At 52.7% G+C, this 26741-nt stretch carries 20 protein-coding genes, 1 tRNA gene and 3 rRNA genes; 10 read left to right on the forward strand and 14 right to left on the reverse strand.

The genetic code is table 11. The annotated features are described in order from the left end of the window. The first annotated feature begins 16 nt into the window (after nt 1-16). The 3 genes from AC6I4B_RS20245 to symE all read left to right on the forward strand — a co-directional run bounded on the left by AC6I4B_RS20245 (nt 17) and on the right by symE (nt 3748). Nucleotides 17-1486 (forward strand): N-6 DNA methylase, encoded by a 1470-nt coding sequence (locus tag AC6I4B_RS20245; protein WP_497767724.1) that lies wholly within the window; start codon nt 17-19, stop codon nt 1484-1486. Beyond that, nucleotides 1486-3213, forward strand: coding sequence for a restriction endonuclease subunit S (locus AC6I4B_RS20250; protein WP_497767726.1), 1728 nt, complete (start codon nt 1486-1488; stop codon nt 3211-3213). Before AC6I4B_RS20245 ends, AC6I4B_RS20250 begins: the two co-directional genes overlap by 1 nt. Nucleotides 3214-3427: 214 nt before the next feature. After that, nucleotides 3428-3748, forward strand: coding sequence for an endoribonuclease SymE (symE, locus tag AC6I4B_RS20255; RefSeq protein WP_497767727.1), 321 nt, complete (start codon nt 3428-3430; stop codon nt 3746-3748). A 43-nt stretch (nt 3749-3791) separates the two neighbouring features. Here the strand turns inward: symE and AC6I4B_RS20260 are convergent, their stop codons facing one another. The 3 genes from AC6I4B_RS20260 to AC6I4B_RS20270 all read right to left on the reverse strand — a co-directional run bounded on the left by AC6I4B_RS20260 (nt 3792) and on the right by AC6I4B_RS20270 (nt 6739). Beyond that, the gene (locus AC6I4B_RS20260; protein ID WP_497767729.1) at nt 3792-5645 is read right to left on the reverse strand and encodes a GmrSD restriction endonuclease domain-containing protein; all 1854 of its coding nucleotides are present in this window, start codon (nt 5643-5645) and stop codon (nt 3792-3794) included. Between the two features lie 151 nt (nt 5646-5796). After that, nucleotides 5797-6102 (reverse strand): TauD/TfdA dioxygenase family protein, encoded by a 306-nt coding sequence (locus AC6I4B_RS20265; RefSeq protein WP_497772264.1) that lies wholly within the window; start codon nt 6100-6102, stop codon nt 5797-5799. Beyond that, nucleotides 6092-6739, reverse strand: a complete 648-nt coding sequence (locus AC6I4B_RS20270) for a TauD/TfdA dioxygenase family protein (protein WP_497767730.1) — start codon at nt 6737-6739, stop codon at nt 6092-6094. Before AC6I4B_RS20270 ends, AC6I4B_RS20265 begins: the two co-directional genes overlap by 11 nt. Before the next feature lie 135 nt (nt 6740-6874). On the opposite strand from AC6I4B_RS20270, the gene AC6I4B_RS20275 reads away from it, so the two are divergent. The 4 genes from AC6I4B_RS20275 to AC6I4B_RS20290 all read left to right on the forward strand — a co-directional run bounded on the left by AC6I4B_RS20275 (nt 6875) and on the right by AC6I4B_RS20290 (nt 9398). Beyond that, nucleotides 6875-7117, forward strand: a complete 243-nt coding sequence (locus AC6I4B_RS20275; RefSeq protein ID WP_497767731.1) for a DUF2164 domain-containing protein — start codon at nt 6875-6877, stop codon at nt 7115-7117. Between the two features lie 107 nt (nt 7118-7224). Then, a complete protein-coding gene (locus AC6I4B_RS20280; protein ID WP_497767733.1) occupies nt 7225-8376 on the forward strand; it encodes a double-cubane-cluster-containing anaerobic reductase in 1152 nt (383 codons plus the stop codon). A 9-nt stretch (nt 8377-8385) separates the two neighbouring features. Beyond that, nucleotides 8386-9150 (forward strand): putative 2-hydroxyacyl-CoA dehydratase activator YjiL, encoded by a 765-nt coding sequence (gene yjiL, locus AC6I4B_RS20285; RefSeq protein ID WP_497767735.1) that lies wholly within the window; start codon nt 8386-8388, stop codon nt 9148-9150. Further along, nucleotides 9150-9398 carry a putative Se/S carrier protein gene (locus tag AC6I4B_RS20290; RefSeq protein WP_497767736.1) on the forward strand — a complete coding sequence of 83 codons (249 nt, stop codon included), beginning with the start codon at nt 9150-9152 and terminating at the stop codon, nt 9396-9398. Before yjiL ends, AC6I4B_RS20290 begins: the two co-directional genes overlap by 1 nt. Here the strand turns inward: AC6I4B_RS20290 and bglB are convergent. The 6 genes from bglB to AC6I4B_RS20320 all read right to left on the reverse strand — a co-directional run bounded on the left by bglB (nt 9395) and on the right by AC6I4B_RS20320 (nt 17464). Further along, entirely contained in the window at nt 9395-10468 is a 1074-nt protein-coding gene (gene bglB / locus AC6I4B_RS20295; RefSeq protein ID WP_497767737.1) for a beta-galactosidase BglB, read from the reverse strand. The two genes, AC6I4B_RS20290 and bglB, sit on opposite strands and share 4 nt — an antisense overlap. Continuing rightward, nucleotides 10465-12885, reverse strand: a complete 2421-nt coding sequence (locus AC6I4B_RS20300; RefSeq protein ID WP_497767739.1) for a hypothetical protein — start codon at nt 12883-12885, stop codon at nt 10465-10467. Before AC6I4B_RS20300 ends, bglB begins: the two co-directional genes overlap by 4 nt. A 238-nt stretch (nt 12886-13123) precedes the next feature. Further along, nucleotides 13124-14794 carry a hypothetical protein gene (locus AC6I4B_RS20305; RefSeq protein ID WP_497772265.1) on the reverse strand — a complete coding sequence of 557 codons (1671 nt, stop codon included), beginning with the start codon at nt 14792-14794 and terminating at the stop codon, nt 13124-13126. A gap of 79 nt (nt 14795-14873) precedes the next feature. Continuing rightward, complete coding sequence (locus AC6I4B_RS20310; protein WP_497767740.1) at nt 14874-15935, reverse strand: DUF2955 domain-containing protein; 1062 nt, start codon at nt 15933-15935, stop codon at nt 14874-14876. Then, entirely contained in the window at nt 15925-16992 is a 1068-nt protein-coding gene (locus AC6I4B_RS20315) for an HlyD family secretion protein (protein WP_497767742.1), read from the reverse strand. Before AC6I4B_RS20315 ends, AC6I4B_RS20310 begins: the two co-directional genes overlap by 11 nt. A 4-nt stretch (nt 16993-16996) precedes the next feature. After that, nucleotides 16997-17464, reverse strand: a complete 468-nt coding sequence (locus AC6I4B_RS20320; protein WP_497767743.1) for a MarR family winged helix-turn-helix transcriptional regulator — start codon at nt 17462-17464, stop codon at nt 16997-16999. A 328-nt stretch (nt 17465-17792) separates the two neighbouring features. Between AC6I4B_RS20320 and trpS the strand changes: the two genes are divergently transcribed. After that, nucleotides 17793-18800, forward strand: a complete 1008-nt coding sequence (gene trpS / locus AC6I4B_RS20325) for a tryptophan--tRNA ligase (RefSeq protein WP_497767745.1) — start codon at nt 17793-17795, stop codon at nt 18798-18800. A gap of 178 nt (nt 18801-18978) precedes the next feature. On the opposite strand, the gene rrf is transcribed toward trpS, so the two are convergent. From rrf to AC6I4B_RS20345, 4 genes are all read right to left on the reverse strand, one after another. Continuing rightward, nucleotides 18979-19094 (reverse strand): 5S ribosomal RNA (rrf, locus tag AC6I4B_RS20330). A 94-nt stretch (nt 19095-19188) separates the two neighbouring features. After that, a 23S ribosomal RNA gene (locus AC6I4B_RS20335) occupies nt 19189-22094 on the reverse strand. Nucleotides 22095-22313: 219 nt separating this feature from the next. Then, nucleotides 22314-22389 (reverse strand) — tRNA-Glu (locus AC6I4B_RS20340). An 85-nt stretch (nt 22390-22474) separates the two neighbouring features. Next, nucleotides 22475-24014 (reverse strand): 16S ribosomal RNA (locus AC6I4B_RS20345). Together the 16S, 23S and 5S rRNA genes with 1 tRNA gene alongside form the textbook arrangement of a ribosomal RNA operon. Nucleotides 24015-24588: 574 nt before the next feature. Here AC6I4B_RS20345 and AC6I4B_RS20350 point away from each other — a divergent pair. Together AC6I4B_RS20350 and AC6I4B_RS20355 are read left to right on the forward strand one after the other, a co-directional pair. Then, nucleotides 24589-24975: a VOC family protein gene (locus AC6I4B_RS20350; RefSeq protein ID WP_497772267.1), complete on the forward strand. Its 387-nt coding sequence runs from the start codon at nt 24589-24591 to the stop codon at nt 24973-24975. Between the two features lie 122 nt (nt 24976-25097). Beyond that, nucleotides 25098-25469 carry a hypothetical protein gene (locus AC6I4B_RS20355; protein ID WP_497767746.1) on the forward strand — a complete coding sequence of 124 codons (372 nt, stop codon included), beginning with the start codon at nt 25098-25100 and terminating at the stop codon, nt 25467-25469. Between the two features lie 241 nt (nt 25470-25710). Here the strand turns inward: AC6I4B_RS20355 and AC6I4B_RS20360 are convergent, their stop codons facing one another. Then, a complete protein-coding gene (locus AC6I4B_RS20360) occupies nt 25711-26700 on the reverse strand; it encodes a restriction endonuclease (RefSeq protein WP_497772268.1) in 990 nt (329 codons plus the stop codon). Nucleotides 26701-26741 lie beyond the last annotated feature (41 nt).

Here is a 26741-nt window from a genome sequence, read left to right on the forward strand (position 1 = left end):
ATAAAGGGACGACCCCATGTCAATCAGCTCGGCTATCAAATCATTACAAGACATCATGCGCAAAGATGCAGGCGTCGATGGAGACGCACAGCGTCTGGGTCAGCTCTCCTGGTTACTGTTCCTGAAGATCTTCGACGCCCAGGAGCAGGCGCTGGAAATCGAGCAGGAAAAATACAGGCTGCCCATGCCGGAGCGCTACCTGTGGCGCAACTGGGCGGCCGATAACGAAGGGATCACTGGCGATAAACTGCTGGCGTTCGTCAACGACGACCTGTTTCCGACGCTGAAAGATCTGCCCGCGCAGATCGATATCAACCCGCGCGGCTATGTGGTTAAGCAGGCGTTCAGCGATGCCTATAACTATATGAAAAACGGCACCCTGCTGCGTCAGGTGATCAACAAGCTGAACGAGATCGATTTTACCCGCGCCAGCGAGCGTCATCTGTTCGGCGATATCTATGAACAAATCCTCAAGGATCTCCAGGCCGCAGGCAACGCGGGTGAATTCTACACCCCACGCGCCGTGACCCGTTTTATGGTCGATCGCGTCGATCCTAAGGTCGGCGAGTCGATTATGGATCCAGCCTGCGGTACTGGCGGCTTCCTCGCCTGCGCGTTTGACCACGTGAAAAACAACTATGCGCACACGGTGGCTGACCGCCAGATCCTGCAAAAACAGATCCACGGCGTGGAAAAGAAACAGTTGCCGCACCTGCTCTGCACCACCAATATGCTGCTGCACGGCATTGAAGTACCGGTACAGATCCGCCACGATAACACCCTCAACAAGCCGCTCTCCTCCTGGGACGAGCAGATGGATGTGATTATCACCAACCCTCCGTTCGGCGGCACCGAAGAAGACGGCATTGAGAAGAACTTCCCTTCCGATATGCAGACCCGCGAAACGGCGGATCTTTTCCTGCAACTGATCGTTGAAGTGCTGGCGAAAAACGGCCGCGCGGCGGTGGTGCTGCCGGACGGCACGCTGTTTGGCGAAGGCGTGAAAACCAAGATCAAAAAGCTGCTCACCGAGGAGTGCAACCTGCACACCATCGTGCGTCTGCCGAACGGCGTGTTTAACCCGTACACCGGGATCAAAACCAACCTGCTGTTCTTTACCAAAGGCCAGCCGACCAAGGACATCTGGTTCTACGAGCACCCGTACCCGGCAGGCGTGAAGAACTACAGCAAAACCAAGCCGATGAAGTTTGAAGAATTCCAGGCCGAGATCGACTGGTGGGGCAACGAGGCCGACGGCTTCGCCAGCCGCGTCGAGAACGAGCAGGCGTGGAAGGTCAGCATCGACGAGGTGATTGCCCGCAACTTCAACCTTGATATCAAGAACCCACACCAGGCAGAAACCGTCAGCCACGACCCGGATGAACTGCTGGCGCAGTACGCGAAGCAGCAGGAAGAAATCCGGACCCTGCGCCACCAACTGCGCGATATTCTCGGCGCGGCGCTCTCCGGCAAGGAGGCCAACTGATGGCGGTGGAAAAACTGATTGTTGACCATATTGATACCTGGACCACGGCGCTGCAAACCCGCTCCACCGCCGGGCGCGGTAGCTCGGGTAAGATTGACCTGTACGGCATTAAGAAGCTGCGCGAGCTGATTCTGGAGCTGGCGGTGCGCGGCAAGCTGGTACCGCAGGATCCGAACGATGAACCGGCGTCTGAGTTGCTGAAACGCATTGCAGCGGAAAAAGCCGAGCTGGTGAAGCTGGGGAAAATTAAAAAGCCCAAGCCGCTGCCGGAGATTAGCGAGGAGGAGAAACCGTTTGAGCTACCGGTGGGGTGGGAGTGGGTAACACTGGCGACCGTAGGTGAAATAGTCGGTGGAGGTACGCCAAAGTCAGATAATCCACAATACTGGGCCAAAAATGGTATTAAGTGGCTTACTCCAGCAGATCTCTACGGGCTCAAAGGGAAGTACATTTCGTCTGGAACCCGTGATATTTCACCCGCAGGACTGTCAAACTCATCAGCTAGGTTAATGCCAAAAGGGAGTGTACTTTTCTCTAGCCGAGCACCAATTGGATATGTCGCGATAGCCGATGCAGAACTATCTACAAACCAGGGTTTTAAATCTTGTGTTCCATATATCAAAGAGAGTGCAGAATATATATATTACTTCCTAATGGCATCCGCAAAAAAAATAGATGCAGAGGCAAGTGGAACCACATTTAAAGAAGTCTCAGGGGCAATTGTATCGAAAATATTATTTCCTTTGCCGCCATTGAGTGAACAACTAAAAATCGTCTCAAGGGCAAATGAACTCATGTCCCTCTGTGACCAACTGGAACAGCACTCCCTGACTAGTCTGGACGCCCATCAGCAGCTGGTTGAAACCCTGCTAACCACGCTAACCGACAGCCACAACGCCGAGGAACTGGCCGAAAACTGGGCGCGTATCAGCGAGCATTTCGACACGCTGTTTACCACCGAAGCCAGCATTGACGCCTTAAAACAGACCATTCTACAACTGTCGGTGATGGGTAAACTGGTGCCGCAGGATCCGAACGACGAACCGGCCTCTGAACTGCTCAAACGTATTGCGCAGGAAAAAGCGCAACTGGTGAAAGACGGGAAAATTAAAAAGCAAAAACCGTTGCCACCGATTAGTGATGAAGAAAAACCGTTTGAACTGCCGAATGGATGGGAATGGTGTCGTATTGGTAATCTAGTAAACATTCGCCCAGAATTAGTCGCGCCTGATGAATACCAGTCCCTGCTACAGGTAGCGCCAGATATCATTGAGAAAGGTACAGGGAAAGTCACCGCCAAAAGAACGGTAAAAGAGTCGGGTGTAAAAGGGCCAAATAGTCGGTTTTACAAAGGACAGATTGTTTACTCTAAAATTCGTCCATCGTTATCAAAAGCATTTTTAGCCGAATATGATGGTTTATGTAGCGCGGACATGTATCCACTGGATTGTTTTATTGACCGTAGCTATTTATTAAAATCAATTTTATCGGAGTTTTTTCTCATACAAGTAAGGCAAGCTGAGAATAGGATAAAAATGCCGAAACTCAATGTTGAGAGCTTTTCAAATATTCTTGTTACAGTTCCACCTAGCAATGAACAGCAAAAAATCATCATGAAGCTAGCAGCTATTGATGCCTTTTGTGACAAGGCAAAATCTCTCATCCAATCAGCCCAACAAACCCAACTCCACCTGGCCGACGCTCTCACCGACGCCGCCATAAATTAACCCGCCCCAGAAACCAATAAAGCGGCTAAATAGCCGCTTTATTCCCATCACCAAAAATAATCCTTCCCTTTATCCCCGCCGTTATTTTCATTCATTTTCAGCTGGACTTTCCTTCTATTCCCTGATGATATATCCAGGTATTTTTCGCAAGACGCCCGTGGTGGAACACGAGCGCCTCGCTAATCACAATCACTATTTTCAAGGAATAGCCATCATGACTACCCCGCATTCTATTGCAGAATTCACCGATCCAGAAGTCTCCCCGGCAAATAATCGCGCAGCCACCGTCAGTTATGCGAGCCGCTACCCGGAATATACCCGTATTCCCGCCATTACTCTGAAAGGCCAGTGGCTGGAAGCCGCCGGTTTTACCACCGGCAGTAAAATAGATATTAAGGTGATGGACGGCTGTATCGTGCTGACGGCAAAGCAGCCGGAGCCGCCGCTGATGCAGTCGCTGCGTCAGGTGAGCAAGCTATCGGCCCGTAAGCAAAAACAGGTGCAGGAGTTTATCGGTGTGATTACGGCTAAATAATCAGAAACCCAGGTACGACTTAAAACGTACCTGGGTAACATTGTCAGGCATCAATATCATCCAGCGCTGGTTCAAGTTCAGCAACATCATCCTGGCTTATACTTTTCCCCATTGCCTGTTCAATCAGTTTTAGCAACTGCTTTTTCCTATCGGCAAAAAATGCCTCAAAGTTATCCTGTCGTAACAATGAGGGTTCAATAAAATGGCTACGCAGGATCCCATCCATCTCCGCATCTTCCAGGCCAACCTGCTGATGTGTTTGAATCTGCGACAGATATTCTGCCGGCGCTCTCCCACCAATCATCCTGTTCGCCTTATAGGAAATAGATGTTTTATTAATAATAGAGTTATACACCGCAGGGCTAATATTATTATTCTCACACCATACCCTTGGGAATATATGATGAATATCGAGTGCAATTTCGCCAAAATCTAATTTTTGGATCGTTGACTTCCAGAAAAAGTCTTGTGCGCCATTACGCAGGATCAGCACACTTAATGCTTTGTAAGCGGCGCTCAGTCGAGAGCGCAACGTCAATAAACGTCCTGGCTGGAACGAGGCTTCATAAATCGTACGAGGTTCCTCACCTTCCCCTTCAATCCAGTTTAATAACTCTTCTACATCATTCGCGATACGCGTTTCTACCGCACCACCGTAGAGTTCCCCCAATACACCACACCAGAACCAACGAGCTAATTTGTCGTAAATCTTAGGTTCCAGCCAGTTACCTTGCAATTGCGATAGCACGGCCGCTAACGGCACAAGTTGCGTACGATAGGGTAAATCCCAGGAATGCATAAAACATTCATGATGGAGAAATTTAGCGGCAAGTAAGAAGCCCTTTTCCACATCATCGGCCCAGCAGTGATAATCATCAAGAGAAAGAGTTAAGACTGAAACACGTTTGGCGCTGACCGCAGTGATTGATTTACCGGTCTTTCCTTCAGCAATATCTGCTCGTCTTTTCTTCAACGTGTTTAATATACTGATTGCCTGTAAAAAATCGGTCGGCTCTACGCCCTGTAATATGGCCTCTTTGTTCAGTGTATTCCGGCGACCAAATTTTTGGCGAAGGTGACTGCCAAACCAGTCATCACGAAGGTTAAACCCATCTGCCGCAAAACTGGCTGTAACCAGCTCAAACACTGATAGCGGGACTCCACCGGTATTCACCTTTTCAAACACCAGGCAGACGGCTTCTTTGCTGGTAGTTTTACCTAATGCAATAACGGGCAATTGGTAGTTACGAAATGCGGTGAGAATTTTTTTGCGAAAACTCATATATACGCCAAATTTCTCTGGCGCGAACTCCTGCAAACTTTCCTCCCAACTGTCTGAATTAATAATTTGGTTGCATGGGAAGAACAAAGATTTGCACTCTTTTTCTGGCGTAGAGAAATCCATTTCAATTTCTTCACCAGCATCATTAATGAACGTCTTAACATCTCTGCCGAAATTAATAGTTACACGCTTCGATTTCTCAACTGCAATGAACGCCTCATCCAGGCGATCGTCCAGGGCCGCCTCAATATCGATATAATAGAAACGATCAATGGCTTTGCCTTTTTCGTTAAAAGTCTTAACCGGTGCATCCAGCATTAATACCTGAGTCATTGAGGTTAACCGCTGTTGCCCGTCGAGAATCAAACGTTCAGGTTCCGGCATATGTCCTGATACGTTTTCAACCGGACGAACCTGGAAGCGGACTTCCCCCCCTGTCTCTAGCAACATTACGGCACCGACAGGAAAAGACCGAGCGATACTGACCAATAAAGAACGCACATGCTCATCATCCCATACCCATCCACGCTGGAAATCAGGTAACTGAACGCGCCCATCAGTGATCTGTTCCAGGATATCTTTTAAAGCAATCTTTGTTGTGTCAAAAGTACTCATGCTGGCTCTCCTGCCATTATATCGATACTGATGAACACGTTATCACATACAGACCTTCGGATTTATTCAATTCCATCCAATATTCATTTTCCAATGAAGGCTGGAAAAATTATCCTGATCCACTGGAAAGGAACAAAGAACACACATCCCTCTACCCAATTGACGACACCCTTGCCGCGCGCACTGCCCCTTCCCCGTTCGCTGCGTCCTGCGGTTTTGAAATCGTGCGGCTTTTGCTGCCGTCTACGCCCACGGCTATCTCCCCTTCGACCGTGACTCGGCGCACCACGCGCGGCTGAGTGCCGTAGTCGTTCACCGCATAGTGTTGGGTGCTGCGGTTGTCCCAAATCACCACATCGCCCGGCTGCCACTGCCAGCGCACGGTGTTGTCGAGGCGGGTGATACGCGCTTGCAACAGTTCAAACAACTGCGCAGATTCGCGAGTGCTAAAGCCCACGTTTGACAAAATGCCCCAGCAGCAGCGCGCGTTCGCCGCTTACAGGGTGGACGTGCACCACCGGATGCTCGGCTTCCCATAATGACGAGACAAAAACCTGCTGATGATGCGCCAGCCGGTGCGCCTCCACGACGGTACGCTCCGCGCCGTAGTCATAATCGTTACTGTGCACCGCGCGCAGGGTATCGACGAAACGCTTTAATGTCTCCGGCAGTTGTTGATAGGCGCGGGCGGTGTTAGCCCATACCGTGTCGCCGCCGTACTCTGGGATGGTAACGCCGCGCAGGATAGAAATTTTGGGGAAAGCATCCACAAAGGTGACATCGGTATGCCACGAGTCGGCACGCCCACCGCCTTTGGAGGCGTCGAGTTCGAACAGTTTAGTACCTTGCGGAGAAGGCACTGTCGGGTGGGCGACAATCTTGCCGAAACGAGCGCCAAACGCCTGATGTTCCGCGTCCGTAAGGTGGCTTTGCTGGCGGAAAAACAGCACTTTATATTTGACCAGCGCCGCTTCCAACTGAGCGAAAACCGCCGTGTCCAGGTCAGCAGAAAGCGTGATGTCGCGGATCTCCGCGCCGATATTGCCCGCCGCGCGGCGTAACTGTAATAAAGGAAAATCGGTATCAGCAGTCATGATCAAGCCCCTTTAAATGGTCAGAAGCTCGACTATAAAAATATTCCTGCGGGTGACAAAGTCCACTTTGTGATATTGATAGCCACCATCCGGCAATGTCCCCGATAGCGCCGCCTTTCCTTTAAAGGAGCTTTTATGACCACGGAAATAACCTTAACCCCAGCCGAGCGCGAGAAGCTGCGCGACCAGCTCACCGACTACTGCGCCAAACAGTTTGATCTCGATCTGGAGCAGTTCGACGCCGAGTTCTTTATCGATTTCATCATCGAAAAATTAGCGCCCGCCTTTTACAACGCCGGTATCGAGGAGGCGATCCGCACTCATTTAGCCTGGAGCGAACGCATTCAGGAAGAGATGGATCTGAAGAAAATGCTGTAGCGATCGTGTGGGTGAAAACGTCTACGGCGATCAACAAAACCACAAATTAATTATGGTTATAATGGCGGTTCATTTCATTGTCTCCCGTGTTACGGGGAAGGAAAAACATGTCGCTTATCACCGCTCTACCCGCCATTTTCGATCAATTCTCCGACGCCCGCCAAAAAGGCTTTCTCACCGTGATGGATCTCAAAGAGCAAGGAACGCCGCTGGTTGGCACCTATTGCACGTTTATGCCGCAAGAGATCCCTATGGCGGCGGGCGCGGTGGTGGTTTCGCTCTGTTCCACCTCTGATGAAACCATTGAAGAAGCGGAGAAAGATCTGCCGCGCAACCTCTGTCCGTTGATCAAAAGCAGCTACGGTTTTGGCAAAACCGACAAATGCCCCTACTTCTATTTTTCTGACCTGGTGGTTGGGGAAACCACCTGCGACGGCAAAAAGAAAATGTACGAGTACATGGCCGAATTTAAGCCGGTACACGTCATGCAATTACCAAATAGCGCGACGGATGAGGCATCGCGCGCACTGTGGAAAGCCGAAATCCTGCGTTTGCAGCAGGCGGTTGAAGCCCGTTTTGGCACAAAAATTAGTGAAGATGCCCTGCGGGAAGCCATTGCGTTGAAAAACCGCGAGCGCCGCGCGCTGGCGAATTTCTATCGCGTGGGGCAGCTTAATCCTCCGGCGATAACGGGCAGCGATATTTTGAAAGTGGTGTACGGCGCCACGTTCCGTTTCGACAAAGAAGCGCTGATTGACGAGCTGAACAGTATGGCCGAGCGCGTACGCCAGCAGTGGCACAACGGTGAACGGCTGGACGCCCGCCCCCGTATTCTCATCACCGGTTGCCCCATTGGCGGCGCGGCGGAAAAAGTGGTGAAAGCCATCGAAGATAACGGCGGCTGGGTGGTCGGTTTTGAAAACTGCACCGGTGCAAAGGCGACCGAACGTTGCGTGGACGAAGAAGGCGATGTGTATGACGCGCTGACCGACAAATATCTCGCTATCGGCTGTTCGTGCATTTCGCCTAACGACCAGCGTTTAACCCTGCTGAGCCAAATGGTTGAGGAGTATCAGGCCGATGGCGTTGTTGATGTTATTTTGCAGGCCTGCCACACCTACGCCGTTGAGTCGCTGGCGATTAAACGTCACGTTCGCCAGCAGCACAACATTCCCTATATCGCTATTGAAACCGACTACTCCACGGCGGATATCGGCCAGCTTAGCACCCGCGTCGCCGCCTTTATTGAAATGCTGTAAGGAGTGCCTGTGGCGTTATCAATAGGTATTGATTCCGGTTCGACGGCGACCAAAGGTATTTTGTTAGAAGACGGCGTTATTCGCCGCCGTTTTCTCAGCCCGACGCCTTTTCGCCCCGCCGACGCGATTGTTGAGGCATGGGAAACACTCCGCAAAGGGTTAGACGTGCGCCCCTTTTTAACCCTCACCGGCTATGGCCGTCAGTTGGTCGATTTTGCCGACAAACAGGTCACTGAAATTTCATGCCACGGTCGCGGCGCGCGGCTACTTGCGCCGCAAACCCGCACGGTGATTGATATCGGTGGCCAGGACAGCAAAGTTATCCAACTGGATGATGACGGCAATCTAACCGACTTCCTGATGAACGATAAATGTGCGGCAGGAACCGGCCGCTTTCTGGAGGTGATTTCGCGCACGCTGGGCGCAAGCGTTGAGCAGCTTGATGCCCTTACCGAGGGCGTGGAGCCACACGCGATCACCAGCATGTGTACGGTCTTTGCCGAATCAGAAGTGATTAGCCTGCGGTCGGCGGGAGTCGCGCCGGAGGCCATTTTAGCTGGCGTTGTGAATGCGATGGCTCGGCGGAGCGCCAACTTTATCGGCAGGCTGTCGGCGCAAGGGCCGCTGTTATTTACCGGCGGTGTAAGCCATTGCGTCACCTTTGGGCGGAGGCTGTCAGAGCACGTTAATCTGCCAGTGCACACCCACCCGGACGCTCAGTTTGCCGGAGCCATCGGGGCGGCACTGATTGGCCAGCGTGCAAAGGGGCGCTAATGGCAGAGTATCTCTTTTTGTTCCACTCCACTCTTGGGGTTATCCGCACGCGCAAAGCGCTACAGGCGGCAGGGGCAACCTTTCGGGTAGCGGATATTCCACGCCAACTGCGCGGCGGCTGCGGGCTATGCATCTATCTGCAATGCCCGCAGGGCGACGAACAACGCTGGGTTATTCCTGGCGCAACGGAGAGTATTTACCGTTGCGCCGAAGGGTTTCAACTATTGCACCACTTCCCTGCGCCTTAGCAGCACCATTTATCCTGCTGCAATTCCAGTAAAAGCAGCATCATCAGCGCCTGGGCGTAAGGCACAGGTGCTATTGCGATATCACAGTAATACTGTAAATCGGGGCCGACCATCGTGCCTTTGGAGGCTTCCAGCACGATCCCGCGTTCGTCTATGCGATCCCGCAGGGCTGACCACGCGCGCAGCGCATTGTCGGCCACGCGATCGTCAAGAATGCCCATTCGTACTCCGCGCAGCATCCCATAGGCGATCCCGGCGGTGGCGGAAGATTCCTGCGGCGACAGCGGATCGTCGAGCAGGGTGTGCCACATGCCGTTGTCGGCCTGGAGTTCGCATAACGTTTTCACCTGCCGCGCAACGACCTGCGACAAATAGCGTTGCACGCTGGTATCGAGGTTATCGCCCAGCAACGCAATAAATTCCGGGATGGCGACGGTTATCCACGCATTGCCGCGCCCCCAAAATGCTTCAGAGAAATGGTGCTTGCCGACAAACGTCCAGCCGTGATACCACAACCCGCTGGCCGGTTCACTCAAGTAACGGGTGTGCAGCAGGAACTGATAAGAGGCTTCATCAATCAAGTCCTTACGCTTGAGCACCACGCCCGCCGTGCCGAGAAACAGGCAGGTCATAAACAGTGTGTCGTCCCACAGATGCCCGGTGTTAGGCTGCTCTTTCACCACATGCTGAAAGCCGCCTTCTTCGGTTTTCGGTAGCGTGCGCAGCAGAGAATCAGCCCAGTCGTTAACCACGCTTAGCAGATCGTGGCGATCGGTATGCCCCGCCACCAGCGCGAGCGTGATCATCGGCGCGGTGGTGTTGATCTGGATCTCCGGCAAGCCTTTTGCCAACTGCCCTTCATACCAGGTGACGATCGCCTGTTGTAACTCGGCATCGCCTTTTTGACGGGCATACTGCCAGAAGCCGTACAAGCCGACGCCCACTTCCCATTCCCACTCTTCAAAATGAATGGCGAAGCCGTCACCGCCGGAGACTTCACCGATATTTTTCAGACGGCAGAAACCTTGTACCACCTGCTCCAGCAGGCTATTTAATGCTGCGTTGCTCATACTGCTTCTCCTGAGAACGTCACCTGGAGTTCATTGCCTGCAAGCGTTGGGAACGCCACAGCGAGGCCGTTGTTTTGGCAGTCCCCCTGCCAGCTCAGTTGCATTAGGGTGTGTCGGGCATCCACTACACGAGCGTCATCCCCGTCGAACGTAATGTGCAGCCCACTGGCTCGCTGGCAAAATGCGTTAAATGCCGCGCTATCGCCTTCATCCACTTCCAGCCACCACGCGACATGGCGGCCTTCTGCGCGCACTCCATTTCCGGATACCGTGAGCGGTTGGGAGCAAAGTATTGCCGCAAAAGCGTTGCCCGCGCGAACGACATAACCCTGCGCCAGCGGGCGCACTTCATCGAAAGCCTCGGCATCCAGATGCAGGTGCGTCCAGGGAAGCGCATCGGATGGCGTCAAGCGATACAGCATCAGCGCGCGGTTCTCTGCCTGCATCAGCCGTGGTAAAACGCCGTTACCGGCCCAGAAAGACGGGCGCGCTTCACTGCCTGGCGCGACATCGCCGGGATGGTTAATCCACAGGCGCGCGGCGGGGCGAGCGGCAAACTGGACATCCAGCAGATGCTGCTGATGACCGCGCTCGCCGGTATGGTGATCAACACAGCTTGAGAGGCTTACCATCGGCTGTTTCCACGCCACAATATTGCCGCCGCCACACTGGTAGTGTGCGCTGAGTGCGCCGTGCGTTAAGCGGGCGTAGTGCGCGGATTTCGCAGGCGGCGTGTAGTCGCTCAGGCAGAAAAACGGCAAGGAGGCACATTTGCGGTTAACGTGCCCGCCGCCCCAGGCAACATGGCCGAAGGCTGACAGTTCGCTCATTGGGCTTGCCAGCAGCTCTTTTTCATACACCCGCCCCATCGTGCCGGCGGCGATACCTGACTGATAATGCAGCGCGCTGGTCAGCATCAGGCGGTCGATAAGCCGCTGTGCGCGTTGACATAGCGTGGCATCGCTCGCCAGTTGGTACAGCGCGAACAGGCCGATGTAGTCCACCGGGTAATACGGTGCGGAGTTCCACTCAACAAATCCCTGCTGTTCTACGGCGTCAAACCAGCGGTGCAGGCGCTGTGCCGCCAGCGTGTGTTGTTCACGCCCGGAGCGACCAGAAGCGGTAAATAATGCGTCCGGCAGCATTTGCCCCGCCAGATATTGCGCGGTGTGGAAGCACAGCGCATGGTTCTCGCTCCAGAACCACATCACGTCGTTGCCCAGTTCATCGTACCAATAGCGGTAACCGACGATGGCAGAGCGCACCCGTTTCCACAGCACCGCCGGGAAATGTTCGCCGTGAAAATCATGCCAAATCCACAATAACGGCACGATGGAAAAATCCGAGCAATCCTGACGGGCGCTAATACGCTGGAGAGTGTTAATCAGTAATTGTTGCGCCAACGGGCCATGTTCGCCGACGTGCAGCATCGCCAGCAGGCGTCCGGTGCGCGGCACGCCGTGCTCCGCAATATAATTCAGCGCCACCCGCTTGCGGGTTTCCAACACGCCTTCACCGCCGGGCAAGATTTCATCCGCCAGCACGGTCACACTCAGGCTGCGGCTCATTGTTACATCGCCTTGAGTTGCGGTGAGTTCGACGCGGTAATACCCCATGTCGATATCAGCGGGCAGCGCCAGCGTGAGGCCGTTCTCCCCGCTATTGACCACGCCAAAATCCAGCGGGCAGGTGGCGATATTATCGTTGCCTAAGCTGTATAACGCCCCGCGCAGCGCCAGGCTGATATTGGGCTGGCAGGGTAAGTGAATACGCTGGTGTTGCGCGGTGGCCGTGGCGGGCAGAGAGTCGAGGAAACGTTGCAAGGCATCGATGTCGGCGCGGTTTAGCGCCGGTAGCGTGACGGTTAGCGGCTGTGTGCCGAGGTAAATCATGCGGAAGGCAAAAATCGTGTCGCGCTCACACAGTTCATCAAGGTGAATCAGCAGCGCGTTCTCTCCCTGCTGGAGCGAGATATCAGCCGTGAGCGTTTGTAGCGTGTTGCGGGTAAACGGGGTAAAGCAGACGGCTTGCGTGTCGCCACACCAAATTCGCACACCGCCGCAGGTGGCTATTTCGAACGGGTAGCGCCCTGCTTCTGGCGCATTCAACGTTACGCGTAGCCAGCGCTGGCTGTGGGTGGCAATGGGCTGTGAGCCTGAAAATGTGATGGTATTGTCCACGCCGGTATACGCCACCGACGAAGCGGCTAATGCTTTGTGCGGGGAAATCGTTCGCCGGGCGAAATCACGGCGGAAAATGCGCCGACAGAACGACTCCTGAGACGGGCCTTTGCCGTTAGCAAACTGATAGTCCATCGCATCGTCGAGGACTTCACCCGTGAAAAACTCCGCAAACCGCTCATTATGCGGAGCCGAAACCGTAAAACGCGTCAGCGCCTCGCCCGCTATCAGCCTCATGTTACTTTCCTCAATTACCGCTAAGTGATGATGCGGTATTGTCAGGAAACGCCAGAGAACACGCTACGCACAGGTGACGGCGGGTTTGCGGAACTGCCTGATCATTCACAATCTCCGTCTGGGCGGAGAATAAAATGTGAGGTAAGTCACAGTGAGAAATCGCCTTCCGCCCTTCATGACGGGAAAACTCACGTTTCGCGGCAAAATCGCGCTAATTGATAGTGATCTTCATCACGCTTTACCCCTTCAGTAGCGTCAGTTCGTGGCTCAAACTGTCGGCCAGCAGACGTACACGAGTCGGGTCGAACAACACGTGCAGCCCTGGCGAGGCATCGGCGTGCTGCGCACAGAAGCTATCCATTTCCGCCGCACAGCGGTAAAGCTCCTGAATATTCACCTGACAAATTTCACGCATACTCCAGCTATTATCGACCACCCGCGCGAAATGAAGAGTGAAGAAGGCTTTCTGCGCATGGCGGAAGAGCAGGCAGTAGAGATCAAAGCCCTGCCACTCCTCTAACCAGCGCCGATGGAGTGAAAAAGGGAACGCCGCGCGTTCGGCAAAGGCCAGCGCTTGCTCACGCAGGGTGACAGCCGCCTGGTACGCGCTGTCTTTTTCTTCGGCAATTAGCGACAGATTGCGCCCTGAGGTTTCAACATCGCTGGCGCTAAAGAAAATATCGCGCTCAGATCCGGGCAGCCAGTGATTGCGATTCAACTGGCCATACAGGCTCCAGACCGCCTGACCGTAGCTTTCCGGCACCTGGCTGTGGCGGTGAAAAACGTGGTCACGCACGTAAATCGCCTGATACAGCACCTGACCGGCCTGCGACATCAGCGACTCAAACTCGTCAAATATCGCGGCATCGGGGCGCCAGCCGTAGCATTCATCAAGCCAATGTGTAAGCAGCGCCGCGCAGGTCATGTGTTCATTTTCGCGCGCCAAAATCTGGCTACAGGCGACCAGATTACATTCACTGAGTGAGCCGATAATCCAATGGTTATCAACACCTTCCCAGCTAGTTTTACACACTGCTCCGCTGATGGTTGCGTTACCGCGACACCACAGCAAGCGCCCCTGTAGCTCATCAATACGCGGGAAGGGAAGGACGCCCCAGCCCACTTCTTCACCGACCAGATCCAGCTCCACCCAGACGTCACGATCGTCAACGTCGAGCAGCGCAGGGTTGTTGGGGAAGGTCGGCCAGAAGCGTTCCGGCGTGAGTTTTATCGAAACCGATACGCACTCTGGCAGAGTGCGTATCGCCTCCATCACGTTGCTGATATCGTGATTACCCGCCGGAAAAGCGCGTAACACTAAGTGTTTGTTTTCACGCATTACCGCACGAGCCATCGCGCTAAAACACTGGCTGTAGCGTGAGAGGCTTCGCGGGTCGATATGCGGAGAAGGGTCGTCCTGCCCGGTCAACTCCCAGTTTGGCCGCGAGACAGGCAGCAGACCATCGGTATTAGAGAGCGCAACCAGCAGGCCAGTCATCGCCGGAATTTGCTGGCACAACAACGTGAGTTTATCCGCCAGATATTGACACCAAAATTCGACGTCAAAGCGGATGCTGCCATCTTTCTCAATCAGTTGAGGATGCGCCGCCAGCAGATCTGCCGGAAAACTCAGCTCCTTAGCCTGGAGGTAAAATTTCAACCCACGTTGCTGGCAGTAACCTGCCAGCCGGTTAAGGTAGACGCAGCGCGCTCGCTGTTGGCTGGAGAGGCGGTCGTTATATTGATGCGGAGTATATCCCTTTGGCGAAACCAGTTTGTCGAACAGGTCAACCTGACCGACCACCACGGTATTAAAATCGTGGCGAGAAGCCCATTGCACCAATTCACAGGCTTTTTCCCAGTTCCAGAATTCCTGGTTATTCAGCTCCAGCGCGCGCGTTTGCCACATCATTTTTCTCCCTCAGCCACTCCGGCGAGGGGCTATTGTACGCGCAGAGGGAGGGAGATAATCAGCATTCAACAGTGCGCTACTTCACAATAAAGCGCGTTGGGGCGAAACAATTGAGTACGCGATGCAGTAAAAAGACCAGCGTTAGCGTCGCCAGCAACGAAATCGTCACTGAAGTGGCGCGATAAAGGTCGCTGAACACCAAGTCTCCGTTTGGCTGGAGATTTTGGCCAAACATAATGCCGATCGTGGTGATGCTGGCAAAACCGACGCCTGCGCCTACTTTTTCCATCACGTGTAACCGCGCGCTGAAACCCAGGCCCAGACCAATCAACGGCATCATCAATAACATATGGCTGCTGTGATCGTAGAGGATCAGTTGTATCAGCAGAATGTATAAGCAGGCCAACACGACGCCCGCAACGCGCCAAAGGGAGCTTATCACCGCACCACGATAGTGCATGGGAAAGAGAATTAAGATGCCAGCCATCAACGCCGAAAGTGAGTCGCTCAGGTCGCTTATCTGGAAGACGACGAAAATCAGCGTAGCCACCGTGCCGGAAAGCAACGATTCATGGCGAACGCGGGCGGCATCTTTTTCAATCAGCGGTGGTGGCTTGCGCGGCTCGACGTCCGGTATCAGATAATGCATCAGCGCACACAGCGCCACCGCCATAATGCTGGCTTCGATATTGGAAAACAGCAACGTGTGCCAGTTCGCCGACGGGTAACTCATAAAATTGAGCATCACGCTTTGGCACACCACGCCCATCGAGCCAAACAAAAATAGCGGCCCTTTGCTCATAAAGCGGAAACGCACCACGTACAGCGCGAATACCACCATCGTCATAATGACTGGCCATTGGCTGAGATAGCCGATAATCAGCACCATTTCGACGCAATTCAACGACGCACTGAAAATAAACTGCCTGGCGATATGGCGGTTAAACACCGGAACCAGCGACATTAATAACAGGGGATACACCACGAAAAAAACGCCGTAGTGGGTATCATAAAAAGTCGAAATACTCAGCGCCGCCATACCGGCAAAAACGATGCGCAGCGTCTGACGGAAATCATTCGCCGTATAGACAATATTGCCGTGAGGGGTAAAGACCTGCGCGAGGGTGTTAATAGACATAGTGTAACCAGCTTACGAGATGGATTTGCAGCCCAGAGAAAAAGCGCGCAAAAGGCCCCTCGCTGTTATACAACTGCACGGTTGCACGCGCGCCGGTTGGCAGCGTTTTATCCAGTGGCTCATTCAGCGCGACATGGATGCGCATCCGCTGTGCGTCGCGTACCCAACGGGTGGATTGCTCCGGCTGGGATAGCTCACCGTTCACCGCTTCTTGCCCGGCAAGGATCCCGGCATCGCTGCTGGTGACCTGCGCCGAGAATACTTTGCCCGGCAAGGCATCGAACACCACCGCCGCATCGGTTCCCTGTTTAGTATGACGCAGACTCTTTTCGCGGAAATCTGCGACGATGTCGGTTTTTTGATTCACCACCGCCATCACGGCGCTGCCCGCCGCAGCGTACAAGCCAGGGCTAAGTTGCAGGTTACTCACCGTGCCGTCGGCTTCTGCCCGAATCTTCGTCCACCCCAGATTCAACTGCGCTTCCTGTAGTGCGGTTTGGAATTGTTGCAGCGTGACGTTGCGGTGATCATCACGCTCACCGCGCTGGATTTGTAGGTTATGAATCGATGCGTGTAGCGAATTCACCGACTGTTCACTGCTCTGCCAGGTGGTACGCACTTTATCGAGATCCGCCTGCGAGACGTTCTGCATACTGCTTAAACGCTGGTAGCGTTCAAAGGTCACTCGGTCATTACGGGCGGTCAGTTGCGCCGTTTTGAGGTTGGCCTGTGCGGCAACAATTTGAGCGTCTAACTGTTGATTGCTCAGCTTGGCCTGCGCAAGTGCAAGCTGCGCGGCATCCACTTTGTTCTGGAAGGGAGTGGGGTCAAGTTCATATAACAAGTCCCCCTTTTTCACCGGGCTATTGTTATGGACGTAAACCTGCGAGACGTAACCGGATACCCGAGAGGAGATAGGCGTGACGACACGCATTACCGTCGAGTCTGGCGTTAGCGGGATCCAGATATCGGCAACGATAAAATAAATAAACATCAGCAGGAAAGAGGCAATACTCACCCTTACCCAGCGGGCAAACTTTTGTTCTGGCGTCATCATGGTGTTATTCGGTTTTGTTTTTTTCTTCGCGGATAGTCCGCAGATTGCAGGCAATGTGATTCAGTGTGTCACTAAACTTCTCGATGTCGGCGGCGGGAATACCATCTGATACGCGAGTCTGAAAGGATTCAATCACTTGGGTCAACATCTGGAGCACGGCTCGACCTTCGTCGGTGAGCGTCAGCAGGCGAATGCGTTTGTCATACGGTGATACCGTGCGCAGCAGATAACCTTGCTGCTCCAGTAGCGTGAGGGTGCGCATCAGCGGCGGCAGTTCAATGCCCTGCATTTCCGCCAATTCACTCACCGAGACGTGATCGCCCAGTTGATCAAGCTGCATCAGCACCGTCCAACTGGACTGGGTTAGCCCTGTGTCGGTGATCGCATGATCGATAATAGAGCGCCATTGACGCACCACCATCGCCATACGCATCCCCATCGGGCGGCGGGCAAATAGTTCATCTTCAGTCATGACGATCTCCGGTTGTTTTCAGCGGTCACAATAATACTTACCGTGATAAGTATCAAGGAACAGGATGGGTAAACCGCATGGATTGTGCAATGACCCTACTTCCCGGCAATGTATTCGACGAAATGGAAATGTAATCCGCTAGACAGGGATACCCTTTGGTGGCACGATAAAAGGATGAATACAAACGTAACCCTTATCCGCTCCACTCGTTGGTGGCTGCCTACATAACAGGCGGCACGGGTTACGTTATCTTTTTCAAAGCCGCCGAAAGGCGGCTTTGTAGTTTATCGGTGACGTCTTTCGGCTCAATCCCTTTTAGGAGCCACTGATGAATATCCACCACACTATCCTTACCGGCGACCGCCCAACCGGCCAGCTGCATCTCGGTCACTATGTCGGTTCACTACGCCAGCGCGTGCAACTTCAGCATGAACATCAACAGTTTATCCTTATCGCCGATTTGCAGGGGTTGACGGATAACGGCAGCAATCCGCAGAAAATTAGCCATAACATTCTGCAAGTAATGGCTGACTATTTGGCTGTCGGCATTGACCCACAGCGAACCACTATTTGCCTGCAATCGGCCTTGCCTGCACTGGCAGAGCTGACCGCGCTCTATATGAATATCGTTACCGTCGCCAGGGTTGAACGTAATCCTACCGTCAAAAGTGAGATTGCGCAGAAAGGATTCTCCCGCGCACTACCGGTTGGGTTTATGGCTTACCCTATTAGCCAGGCTGCTGATATCACAGCGTTTAATGCCGATCGCGTACCGGTTGGCGACGATCAGTTGCCGATGATCGAACAAACCAACGAGATCGTGCACAAGATGAATAGCCTGACGTCTACACCCGTGCTCCGTCACTGCAAAGCACTGCTCAGCGACGTTGGCCGTCTGCCAGGTATCGATGGCGGGGCAAAAATGTCGAAATCATTGGGTAACACCATTCTTCTTTCCGCCAGCGAAATGGACATTCACCAGGCCGTCAGCGCTATGTTTACCGATCCACACCATTTACGCGTCGCAGATCCCGGGAGAATTGAAGGCAATGTTGTCTTTACCTATCTTGATGCCTTCCATCCAGATAAAACGCGAGTTGCTGAAATGAAAGAACATTATCAGCGTGGAGGGCTAGGAGACAAGCAGTGCAAAAACGAGTTAGAGGGTTGTTTGCAGGAGTTGCTGGCCCCTATTCGCGAGCGGCGAGCGATGGTTATCCAGGATAAAGGTATGTTGTTAGAACTGTTACGCCAGGGAAGTGAGCGGGCGCATGAAGTGACACAGCAGACGCTGCATGCAGTAAAACGTGGACTGGGATTACCGGTACTTTTCTGAATATAGCAGGCCGGATAAGACATTTACGTCACTATCCGGCAAATCTGAACACCGTGACGCTGCACTCTGCAGGCCGGATAAGGTATTCACACCGCCTTCCGGCAACGCTGTGCTTTCTGACCTGTTCCGCACACGCAAAAAAGCCCATCCGGCAGGATGGGCTTCTTCACTAATTGATGCCTGGCAGTTCCCTACTCTCGCATGGGGAGACCCCACACTACCATCGGCGCTACGGCGTTTCACTTCTGAGTTCGGCATGGGGTCAGGTGGGACCACCGCGCTACTGCCGCCAGGCAAATTCTGTTATCAGACCGTTTTTCACGTTCTGATGTTATCTGTATCAAGCTGAATTTCGATGTCTCTTTCGCCAAAACATCTTCGGCGTTGTAAGGTTAAGCCTCACGGTTCATTAGTATCGGTTAGCTCAATGTATCGCTACACTTACACACCCGACCTATCAACGTCGTAGTCTTCAACGTTCCTTCAGGACTCTCAAGGAGTCAGGGAGAACTCATCTCGGGGCAAGTTTCGTGCTTAGATGCTTTCAGCACTTATCTCTTCCGCATTTAGCTACCGGGCAATGCCATTGGCATGACAACCCGAACACCAGTGATGCGTCCACTCCGGTCCTCTCGTACTAGGAGCAGCCCCCCTCAATTCTCCAGCGCCCACGGCAGATAGGGACCGAACTGTCTCACGACGTTCTAAACCCAGCTCGCGTACCACTTTAAATGGCGAACAGCCATACCCTTGGGACCTACTTCAGCCCCAGGATGTGATGAGCCGACATCGAGGTGCCAAACACCGCCGTCGATATGAACTCTTGGGCGGTATCAGCCTGTTATCCCCGGAGTACCTTTTATCCGTTGAGCGATGGCCCTTCCATTCAGAACCACCGGATCACTAAGACCTGCTTTCGCACCTGCTCGAGCCGTCACTCTCGCAGTCAAGCTAGCTTATGCCTTTGCACTAACCTCCTGATGTCCGACCAGGATTAGCTAACCTTCGTGCTCCTCCGTTACTCTTTAGGAGGAGACCGCCCCAGTCAAACTACCCACCAGACACTGTCCGCAACCCGGATTACGGGTCTACGTTAGAACACCAGCCATTAAAGGGTGGTATTTCAAGGTTGGCTCCACGCAGACTGGCGTCCACGCTTCAAAGCCTCCCACCTATCCTACACATCAAGGACCAGTGTTCAGTGTCAAGCTATAGTAAAGGTTCACGGGGTCTTTCCGTCTTGCCGCGGGTACACTGCATCTTCACAGCGAGTTCAATTTCACTGAGTCTCGGGTGGAGACAGCCTGGCCATCATTACGCCATTCGTGCAGGTCGGAACTTACCCGACAAGGAATTTCGCTACCTTAGGACCGTTATAGTTACGGCCGCCGTTTACCGGGGCTTCGATCAAGAGCTTCGCGTTACCGCTAACCCCATCAATTAACCTTCCGGCACCGGGCAGGCGTCACACCGTATACGTCCACTTTCGTGTTTGCACAGTGCTGTGTTTTTAATAAACAGTTGCAGCCAGCTGGTATCTTCGACTGAGTTCAGCTCCACGAGCAAGTCGCTTCACCTACCATCAGCGTGCCTTCTCCCGAAGTTACGGCACCATTTTGCCTAGTTCCTTCACCCGAGTTCTCTCAAGCGCCTTGGTATTCTCTACCTGACCACCTGTGTCGGTTTGGGGTACGATTTGATGTTACCTGATGCTTAGAGGCTTTTCCTGGAAGCAGGGCATTTGTTACTTCAGCACCGTAGTGCCTCGTCATCACACCTCAGCGTTAATAAGGTTCCGGATTTACCTGGAACCTCCGCCTACATGCTTAAACCGGGACAACCGTCGCCCGGCTAACATAGCCTTCTCCGTCCCCCCTTCGCAGTAACACCAAGTACAGGAATATTAACCTGTTTCCCATCGACTACGCCTTTCGGCCTCGCCTTAGGGGTCGACTCACCCTGCCCCGATTAACGTTGGACAGGAACCCTTGGTCTTCCGGCGTGCGGGTTTTTCACCCGCATTATCGTTACTTATGTCAGCATTCGCACTTCTGATACCTCCAGCAAACCTCACAGTTCACCTTCAACGGCTTACAGAACGCTCCCCTACCCAACAACACATAGTGTCGCTGCCGCAGCTTCGGTGCACAGTTTAGCCCCGTTACATCTTCCGCGCAGGCCGACTCGACCAGTGAGCTATTACGCTTTCTTTAAATGATGGCTGCTTCTAAGCCAACATCCTGGCTGTCTGAGCCTTCCCACATCGTTTCCCACTTAACTGTGACTTTGGGACCTTAGCTGGCGGTCTGGGTTGTTTCCCTCTTCACGACGGACGTTAGCACCCGCCGTGTGTCTCCCGTGATAACATTCTTCGGTATTCGTAGTTTGCATCGGGTTGGTAAGTCGGGATGACCCCCTAGCCGAAACAGTGCTCTACCCCCGAAGATGAGTTCACGAGGCGCTACCTAAATAGCTTTCGGGGAGAACCAGCTATCTCCCGGTTTGATTGGCCTTTCACCCCCAGCCACAAGTCATCCGCTAATTTTTCAACATTAGTCGGTTCGGTCCTCCAGTTAGTGTTACCCAACCTTCAACCTGCCCATGGCTAGATCACCGGGTTTCGGGTCTATACCCTGCAACTTAACGCCCAGTTAAGACTCGGTTTCCCTTCGGCTCCCCTATTCGGTTAACCTTGCTACAGAATATAAGTCGCTGACCCATTATACAAAAGGTACGCAGTCACCCCATAAAGAGGCTCCCACTGCTTGTACGTACACGGTTTCAGGTTCTGTTTCACTCCCCTCGCCGGGGTTCTTTTCGCCTTTCCCTCACGGTACTGGTTCACTATCGGTCAGTCAGGAGTATTTAGCCTTGGAGGATGGTCCCCCCATATTCAGACAGGATACCACGTGTCCCGCCCTACTCTTCGAGTTCACAACCTGTGCATTTTGGTGTACGGGACTATCACCCTGTACCGTCGGACTTTCCAGACCGTTCCACTAACACACAAGCTGATTCAGACTCTGGGCTGCTCCCCGTTCGCTCGCCGCTACTGGGGGAATCTCGGTTGATTTCTTTTCCTCGGGGTACTTAGATGTTTCAGTTCCCCCGGTTCGCCTCGTTAACCTATGTATTCAGTTAACGATAGTGCAACGAATTGCACTGGGTTTCCCCATTCGGACATCGCCGGCTATAACGGTTCATATCACCTTACCGACGCTTTTCGCAGATTAGCACGTCCTTCATCGCCTCTGACTGCCAGGGCATCCACCGTGTACGCTTAGTCGCTTAACCTCACAACCCGAAGATGTTTCGTAAAACACCATCGTGTTGCGAAAATTTGAGAGACTCGAACACACCGCTTATCTGTTCTTATTACGGAGAACAGACACAGTGTGTCGTTTCAATTTTCAGCTTGATCCAGATTTTTAAAGAGCAAATATCTCAAACAAGACTCGTGAGTCTGTTTTGAGATATGACGGTCGGCGACTTTCACTCACACATACCAGCAAGTGGCGTCCCCTAGGGGATTCGAACCCCTGTTACCGCCGTGAAAGGGCGGTGTCCTGGGCCTCTAGACGAAGGGGACACTGAAGTCTCAATCGCAAGACGCCTTGCTATTTACTTTTCATCAGACAATCTGTGTGGACACTTCAACAAACGTTTCTTTAAGGTAAGGAGGTGATCCAACCGCAGGTTCCCCTACGGTTACCTTGTTACGACTTCACCCCAGTCATGAATCACAAAGTGGTAAGCGCCCTCCCGAAGGTTAAGCTACCTACTTCTTTTGCAACCCACTCCCATGGTGTGACGGGCGGTGTGTACAAGGCCCGGGAACGTATTCACCGTAGCATTCTGATCTACGATTACTAGCGATTCCGACTTCATGGAGTCGAGTTGCAGACTCCAATCCGGACTACGACATACTTTATGAGGTCCGCTTGCTCTCGCGAGGTCGCTTCTCTTTGTATATGCCATTGTAGCACGTGTGTAGCCCTACTCGTAAGGGCCATGATGACTTGACGTCATCCCCACCTTCCTCCAGTTTATCACTGGCAGTCTCCTTTGAGTTCCCGGCCGAACCGCTGGCAACAAAGGATAAGGGTTGCGCTCGTTGCGGGACTTAACCCAACATTTCACAACACGAGCTGACGACAGCCATGCAGCACCTGTCTCACGGTTCCCGAAGGCACTAAAGCATCTCTGCTAAATTCCGTGGATGTCAAGAGTAGGTAAGGTTCTTCGCGTTGCATCGAATTAAACCACATGCTCCACCGCTTGTGCGGGCCCCCGTCAATTCATTTGAGTTTTAACCTTGCGGCCGTACTCCCCAGGCGGTCGACTTAACGCGTTAGCTCCGGAAGCCACGCCTCAAGGGCACAACCTCCAAGTCGACATCGTTTACAGCGTGGACTACCAGGGTATCTAATCCTGTTTGCTCCCCACGCTTTCGCACCTGAGCGTCAGTCTTCGTCCAGGGGGCCGCCTTCGCCACCGGTATTCCTCCAGATCTCTACGCATTTCACCGCTACACCTGGAATTCTACCCCCCTCTACGAGACTCAAGCTTGCCAGTTTCAAATGCAGTTCCCAGGTTGAGCCCGGGGATTTCACATCTGACTTAACAAACCGCCTGCGTGCGCTTTACGCCCAGTAATTCCGATTAACGCTTGCACCCTCCGTATTACCGCGGCTGCTGGCACGGAGTTAGCCGGTGCTTCTTCTGCGAGTAACGTCAATTGCTGCGGTTATTAACCACAACACCTTCCTCCTCGCTGAAAGTACTTTACAACCCGAAGGCCTTCTTCATACACGCGGCATGGCTGCATCAGGCTTGCGCCCATTGTGCAATATTCCCCACTGCTGCCTCCCGTAGGAGTCTGGACCGTGTCTCAGTTCCAGTGTGGCTGGTCATCCTCTCAGACCAGCTAGGGATCGTCGCCTAGGTGAGCCATTACCCCACCTACTAGCTAATCCCATCTGGGCACATCCGATGGTGTGAGGCCCGAAGGTCCCCCACTTTGGTCTTGCGACGTTATGCGGTATTAGCTACCGTTTCCAGTAGTTATCCCCCTCCATCGGGCAGTTTCCCAGACATTACTCACCCGTCCGCCACTCGTCACCCGAGAGCAAGCTCTCTGTGCTACCGTTCGACTTGCATGTGTTAGGCCTGCCGCCAGCGTTCAATCTGAGCCATGATCAAACTCTTCAATTTAAGTTTGATGCTCGTGAATTAAACTTCGTAATGAATTACGTGTTCACTCAGAGACTTGGTATTCATTTTTCGTCTTGCGACGTTAAGAATCCGTATCATTGAGTGCCCACACAGATTGTCTGATAAATTGTTAAAGAGCAGTGCAACGCGGCGTTAAGCTCACCGTTGCGAGGTGGCGTATATTACGCTTTCCTCTTTCAGAGTCAACCCTGAATTTCAGGATTTTTTCTCTTCAACCGAACCGGCTATTTAGTGTGAAGTGATTCACATCCGCCGTGTCGATGGAGGCGCATTATAGGGAGTTCCCGAGAGTCCGCAACCCCTAAATTGCAGAAAAATGACTGACTGCTGCAATCCCCAGCAGAAACCCGCCTTATACCTGCTTACACACAGAGTTATCCACAAATATCAGCAATCAATATGCTCAGCAACACATTTTCCCCTTTTGAAGGCTAATTTCGCTTCTATATATAGAAGGCATATTCCTGTCATTTACTCTGTGCTATACCGACGTATATAGAAGAAGACGCTACCCCGTGATAGTGGAGCCCTACATTAATAGATGGAGAGAATGATGAAGATAGCGCATGTCGCCCTCTGGACCCGCAACCTGGATGCGCAGGTTACTTTCTGGCAAACCGTGTTTGGTGGTAAGAGTAATGAACGTTATGTCAGTAAGAACCGTCCCGGCTTTGAATCTCACTTTATTACTCTTGAGGAAGGGCCAACCGTCGAGCTGATGACTCTGCCTGACATCCCTGATGCACCAAGCCACCCCGAATTTATAGGTTGGGCACACATTGCATTGAACGTGGGTACAAAGCAGGACGTTGATCGATTAGCCGAGAGTGCACAATTAAATGGAACGTTATTGAGTGCACCAAGAATGACCGGTGACGGATACTATGAAGCCGTCATTGCTGACCCGGATGGGAATCGGGTGGAGATTGTTGGGGAATGATGGGTAACAGGTGAACCATCGCGGGTTATCCAGATACTATCGAGCCAATGAGAATACTGGCGAGCAAACTCTGCGGAGAATCATAATCTGCTTTGGGGCTCGTCGGGGCAGAAACAAACGAAATGCCCATCGCACAGGCCGCAGAACCCGCCGTTATTTACCAGATTAACACCCGAGAAATGCGGAAAATAAAACGCGCCGCCCAGATCCTCAACGAGGTCGGCAGCAAGCAGGAACACAAAGAGTGGGTAGCGCAATTCAAGGCGGGCGAGATTGTTCTGCTGTTCGTCTACAACATGCAACTCACCGGCTTTGACGCAAAACGACTGAAAAGACTTTGCCGACATCCGCAGGAATTTGACACCACCAACAAAGCCTACTTCGAAGAGCTACGGGCGGAACTGGATGACGAACAGAAAGAGAGACTGCGGAGTACCCGCAAGGCGCTGGCCGCCAACTTCGACCAGCAAACCCCGCAGTTCGTCAGCCTATAAGACTAGCTAGAGCGCCGGTTCAAGAAAAAGAAACTCAGCGAAGTCACCCGGGAAGAAATAGTTGCGAAGGCCGGACTCGAATTTCACAGCTAATAGACTGATATCAATGCAGTTTATAAGCAGGGACAAATAGTCATACCCGCACTTGTACCCACAAGTTAAAATCCGTACAAAAAACAGACATTACTAGTGGGTATAAAGCCATACCAGTAGAACACCGATATGGCTGTCGAAGCAAGATTCACGCAGGCAGGAAAGTTTTCTTCAGAGGCACCAAAAGTTTGGTTTCGATATCAACCTGCTCATAGTTTTCAATGAGGGCTCTGACAAGATCGTCTAGTGTCCAGAGCGTCAGAGGTATCTGTGAGCGGTCGGCTTCATAGCGAGCATCTTTCGTAAAGCCCCCCGTACTGACATAAAGCCCACGATCTTCTGGATGACGGCCGCCAATAAAGCTGCGAATCTGCTGACTCCCCATTTGCTCCCTGCGATGTTTTACCTCAACGATAATACGTGGATTTTCAAAACCAAATCCATCAGGTGAAGCAATAATGTCTTTACCCCTATCGGCTCCCGCAGGTGAGACCTGCGTTTTATAGCCCATACTGCGTAAAACTCCGGCAACCAGATTTTGCATCTCGTCCCAGTCAAGAGAGTTGATACGATCTTTGATACCCTCAAACGCAAGCATTTCCATATCGCGCAGCGGATCAGAAACGACCTCATCTTCATCCATCACAATTGGATTCTGAGTAATCACATCTACAGTGGGTTTCTTATCCTGCAAAAGCTCTTCTAGAGCATATTCCGGAAGCTGGAAAACCGTCAGCGTAGAACCCAATGTGTTTTTGGTAGCAACGGACAATCGATCGCGGTCGATTTCTTGAGTATTCCACTTAACCTGCCGAGCAATACCCATCCCCTCTTCCACCCATTCAGGATGATATTGGAAGTCGGATGTGACTTTGCCTAGCAGATAAGTACGGTTGGCTGGCGAATAGGTAATAACCCAATCACCCTTTTGGATCTCATTTACAAAACGCCAGACCTGCGATGCACCAGAACGGGCTGTTCCCAGCTTCGTCAAAGGGTCTGCTTCCTGGTATAAGGCAAGTAACTGGGCCCGGGACAGGCCAGGTTTGACTAATGGAGCCAGTTGAGACCAACCGATGCCTACAATTTGCTTATCGCGAAAATCGTCATAGAGCTTGCCACCATCGCCGCGGATCATCCACATTCTGTTGCCCATACCCGTCCCTTCATGAGGAAAAG

This window comes from Kluyvera fluvialis (assembly GCF_059725275.1).

Excerpts from the sequence above, each read along its gene's own strand:
- AC6I4B_RS20355 (WP_497767746.1), top strand. The coding sequence starts at position 25,098 with ATGCCCATCGCACAGGCCGCAGAACCCGCCGTTATTTACCAGATTAAC.
- AC6I4B_RS20280 (WP_497767733.1), top strand. The coding sequence starts at position 7,225 with ATGTCGCTTATCACCGCTCTACCCGCCATTTTCGATCAATTCTCCGAC.
- AC6I4B_RS20320 (WP_497767743.1), bottom strand. The coding sequence starts at position 17,464 with ATGACTGAAGATGAACTATTTGCCCGCCGCCCGATGGGGATGCGTATG.
- AC6I4B_RS20270 (WP_497767730.1), bottom strand. The coding sequence starts at position 6,739 with ATGACTGCTGATACCGATTTTCCTTTATTACAGTTACGCCGCGCGGCG.
- AC6I4B_RS20250 (WP_497767726.1), top strand. The coding sequence starts at position 1,486 with ATGGCGGTGGAAAAACTGATTGTTGACCATATTGATACCTGGACCACG.
- AC6I4B_RS20305 (WP_497772265.1), bottom strand. The coding sequence starts at position 14,794 with ATGTGGCAAACGCGCGCGCTGGAGCTGAATAACCAGGAATTCTGGAAC.
- AC6I4B_RS20310 (WP_497767740.1), bottom strand. The coding sequence starts at position 15,935 with ATGTCTATTAACACCCTCGCGCAGGTCTTTACCCCTCACGGCAATATT.
- trpS (WP_497767745.1), top strand. The coding sequence starts at position 17,793 with ATGAATATCCACCACACTATCCTTACCGGCGACCGCCCAACCGGCCAG.
- bglB (WP_497767737.1), bottom strand. The coding sequence starts at position 10,468 with ATGAGCAACGCAGCATTAAATAGCCTGCTGGAGCAGGTGGTACAAGGT.
- AC6I4B_RS20300 (WP_497767739.1), bottom strand. The coding sequence starts at position 12,885 with ATGAGGCTGATAGCGGGCGAGGCGCTGACGCGTTTTACGGTTTCGGCT.
- AC6I4B_RS20260 (WP_497767729.1), bottom strand. The coding sequence starts at position 5,645 with ATGAGTACTTTTGACACAACAAAGATTGCTTTAAAAGATATCCTGGAA.
- AC6I4B_RS20350 (WP_497772267.1), top strand. The coding sequence starts at position 24,589 with ATGAAGATAGCGCATGTCGCCCTCTGGACCCGCAACCTGGATGCGCAG.
- AC6I4B_RS20360 (WP_497772268.1), bottom strand. The coding sequence starts at position 26,700 with ATGATCCGCGGCGATGGTGGCAAGCTCTATGACGATTTTCGCGATAAG.
- symE (WP_497767727.1), top strand. The coding sequence starts at position 3,428 with ATGACTACCCCGCATTCTATTGCAGAATTCACCGATCCAGAAGTCTCC.
- AC6I4B_RS20290 (WP_497767736.1), top strand. The coding sequence starts at position 9,150 with ATGGCAGAGTATCTCTTTTTGTTCCACTCCACTCTTGGGGTTATCCGC.
- AC6I4B_RS20245 (WP_497767724.1), top strand. The coding sequence starts at position 17 with ATGTCAATCAGCTCGGCTATCAAATCATTACAAGACATCATGCGCAAA.
- AC6I4B_RS20315 (WP_497767742.1), bottom strand. The coding sequence starts at position 16,992 with ATGATGACGCCAGAACAAAAGTTTGCCCGCTGGGTAAGGGTGAGTATT.
- AC6I4B_RS20275 (WP_497767731.1), top strand. The coding sequence starts at position 6,875 with ATGACCACGGAAATAACCTTAACCCCAGCCGAGCGCGAGAAGCTGCGC.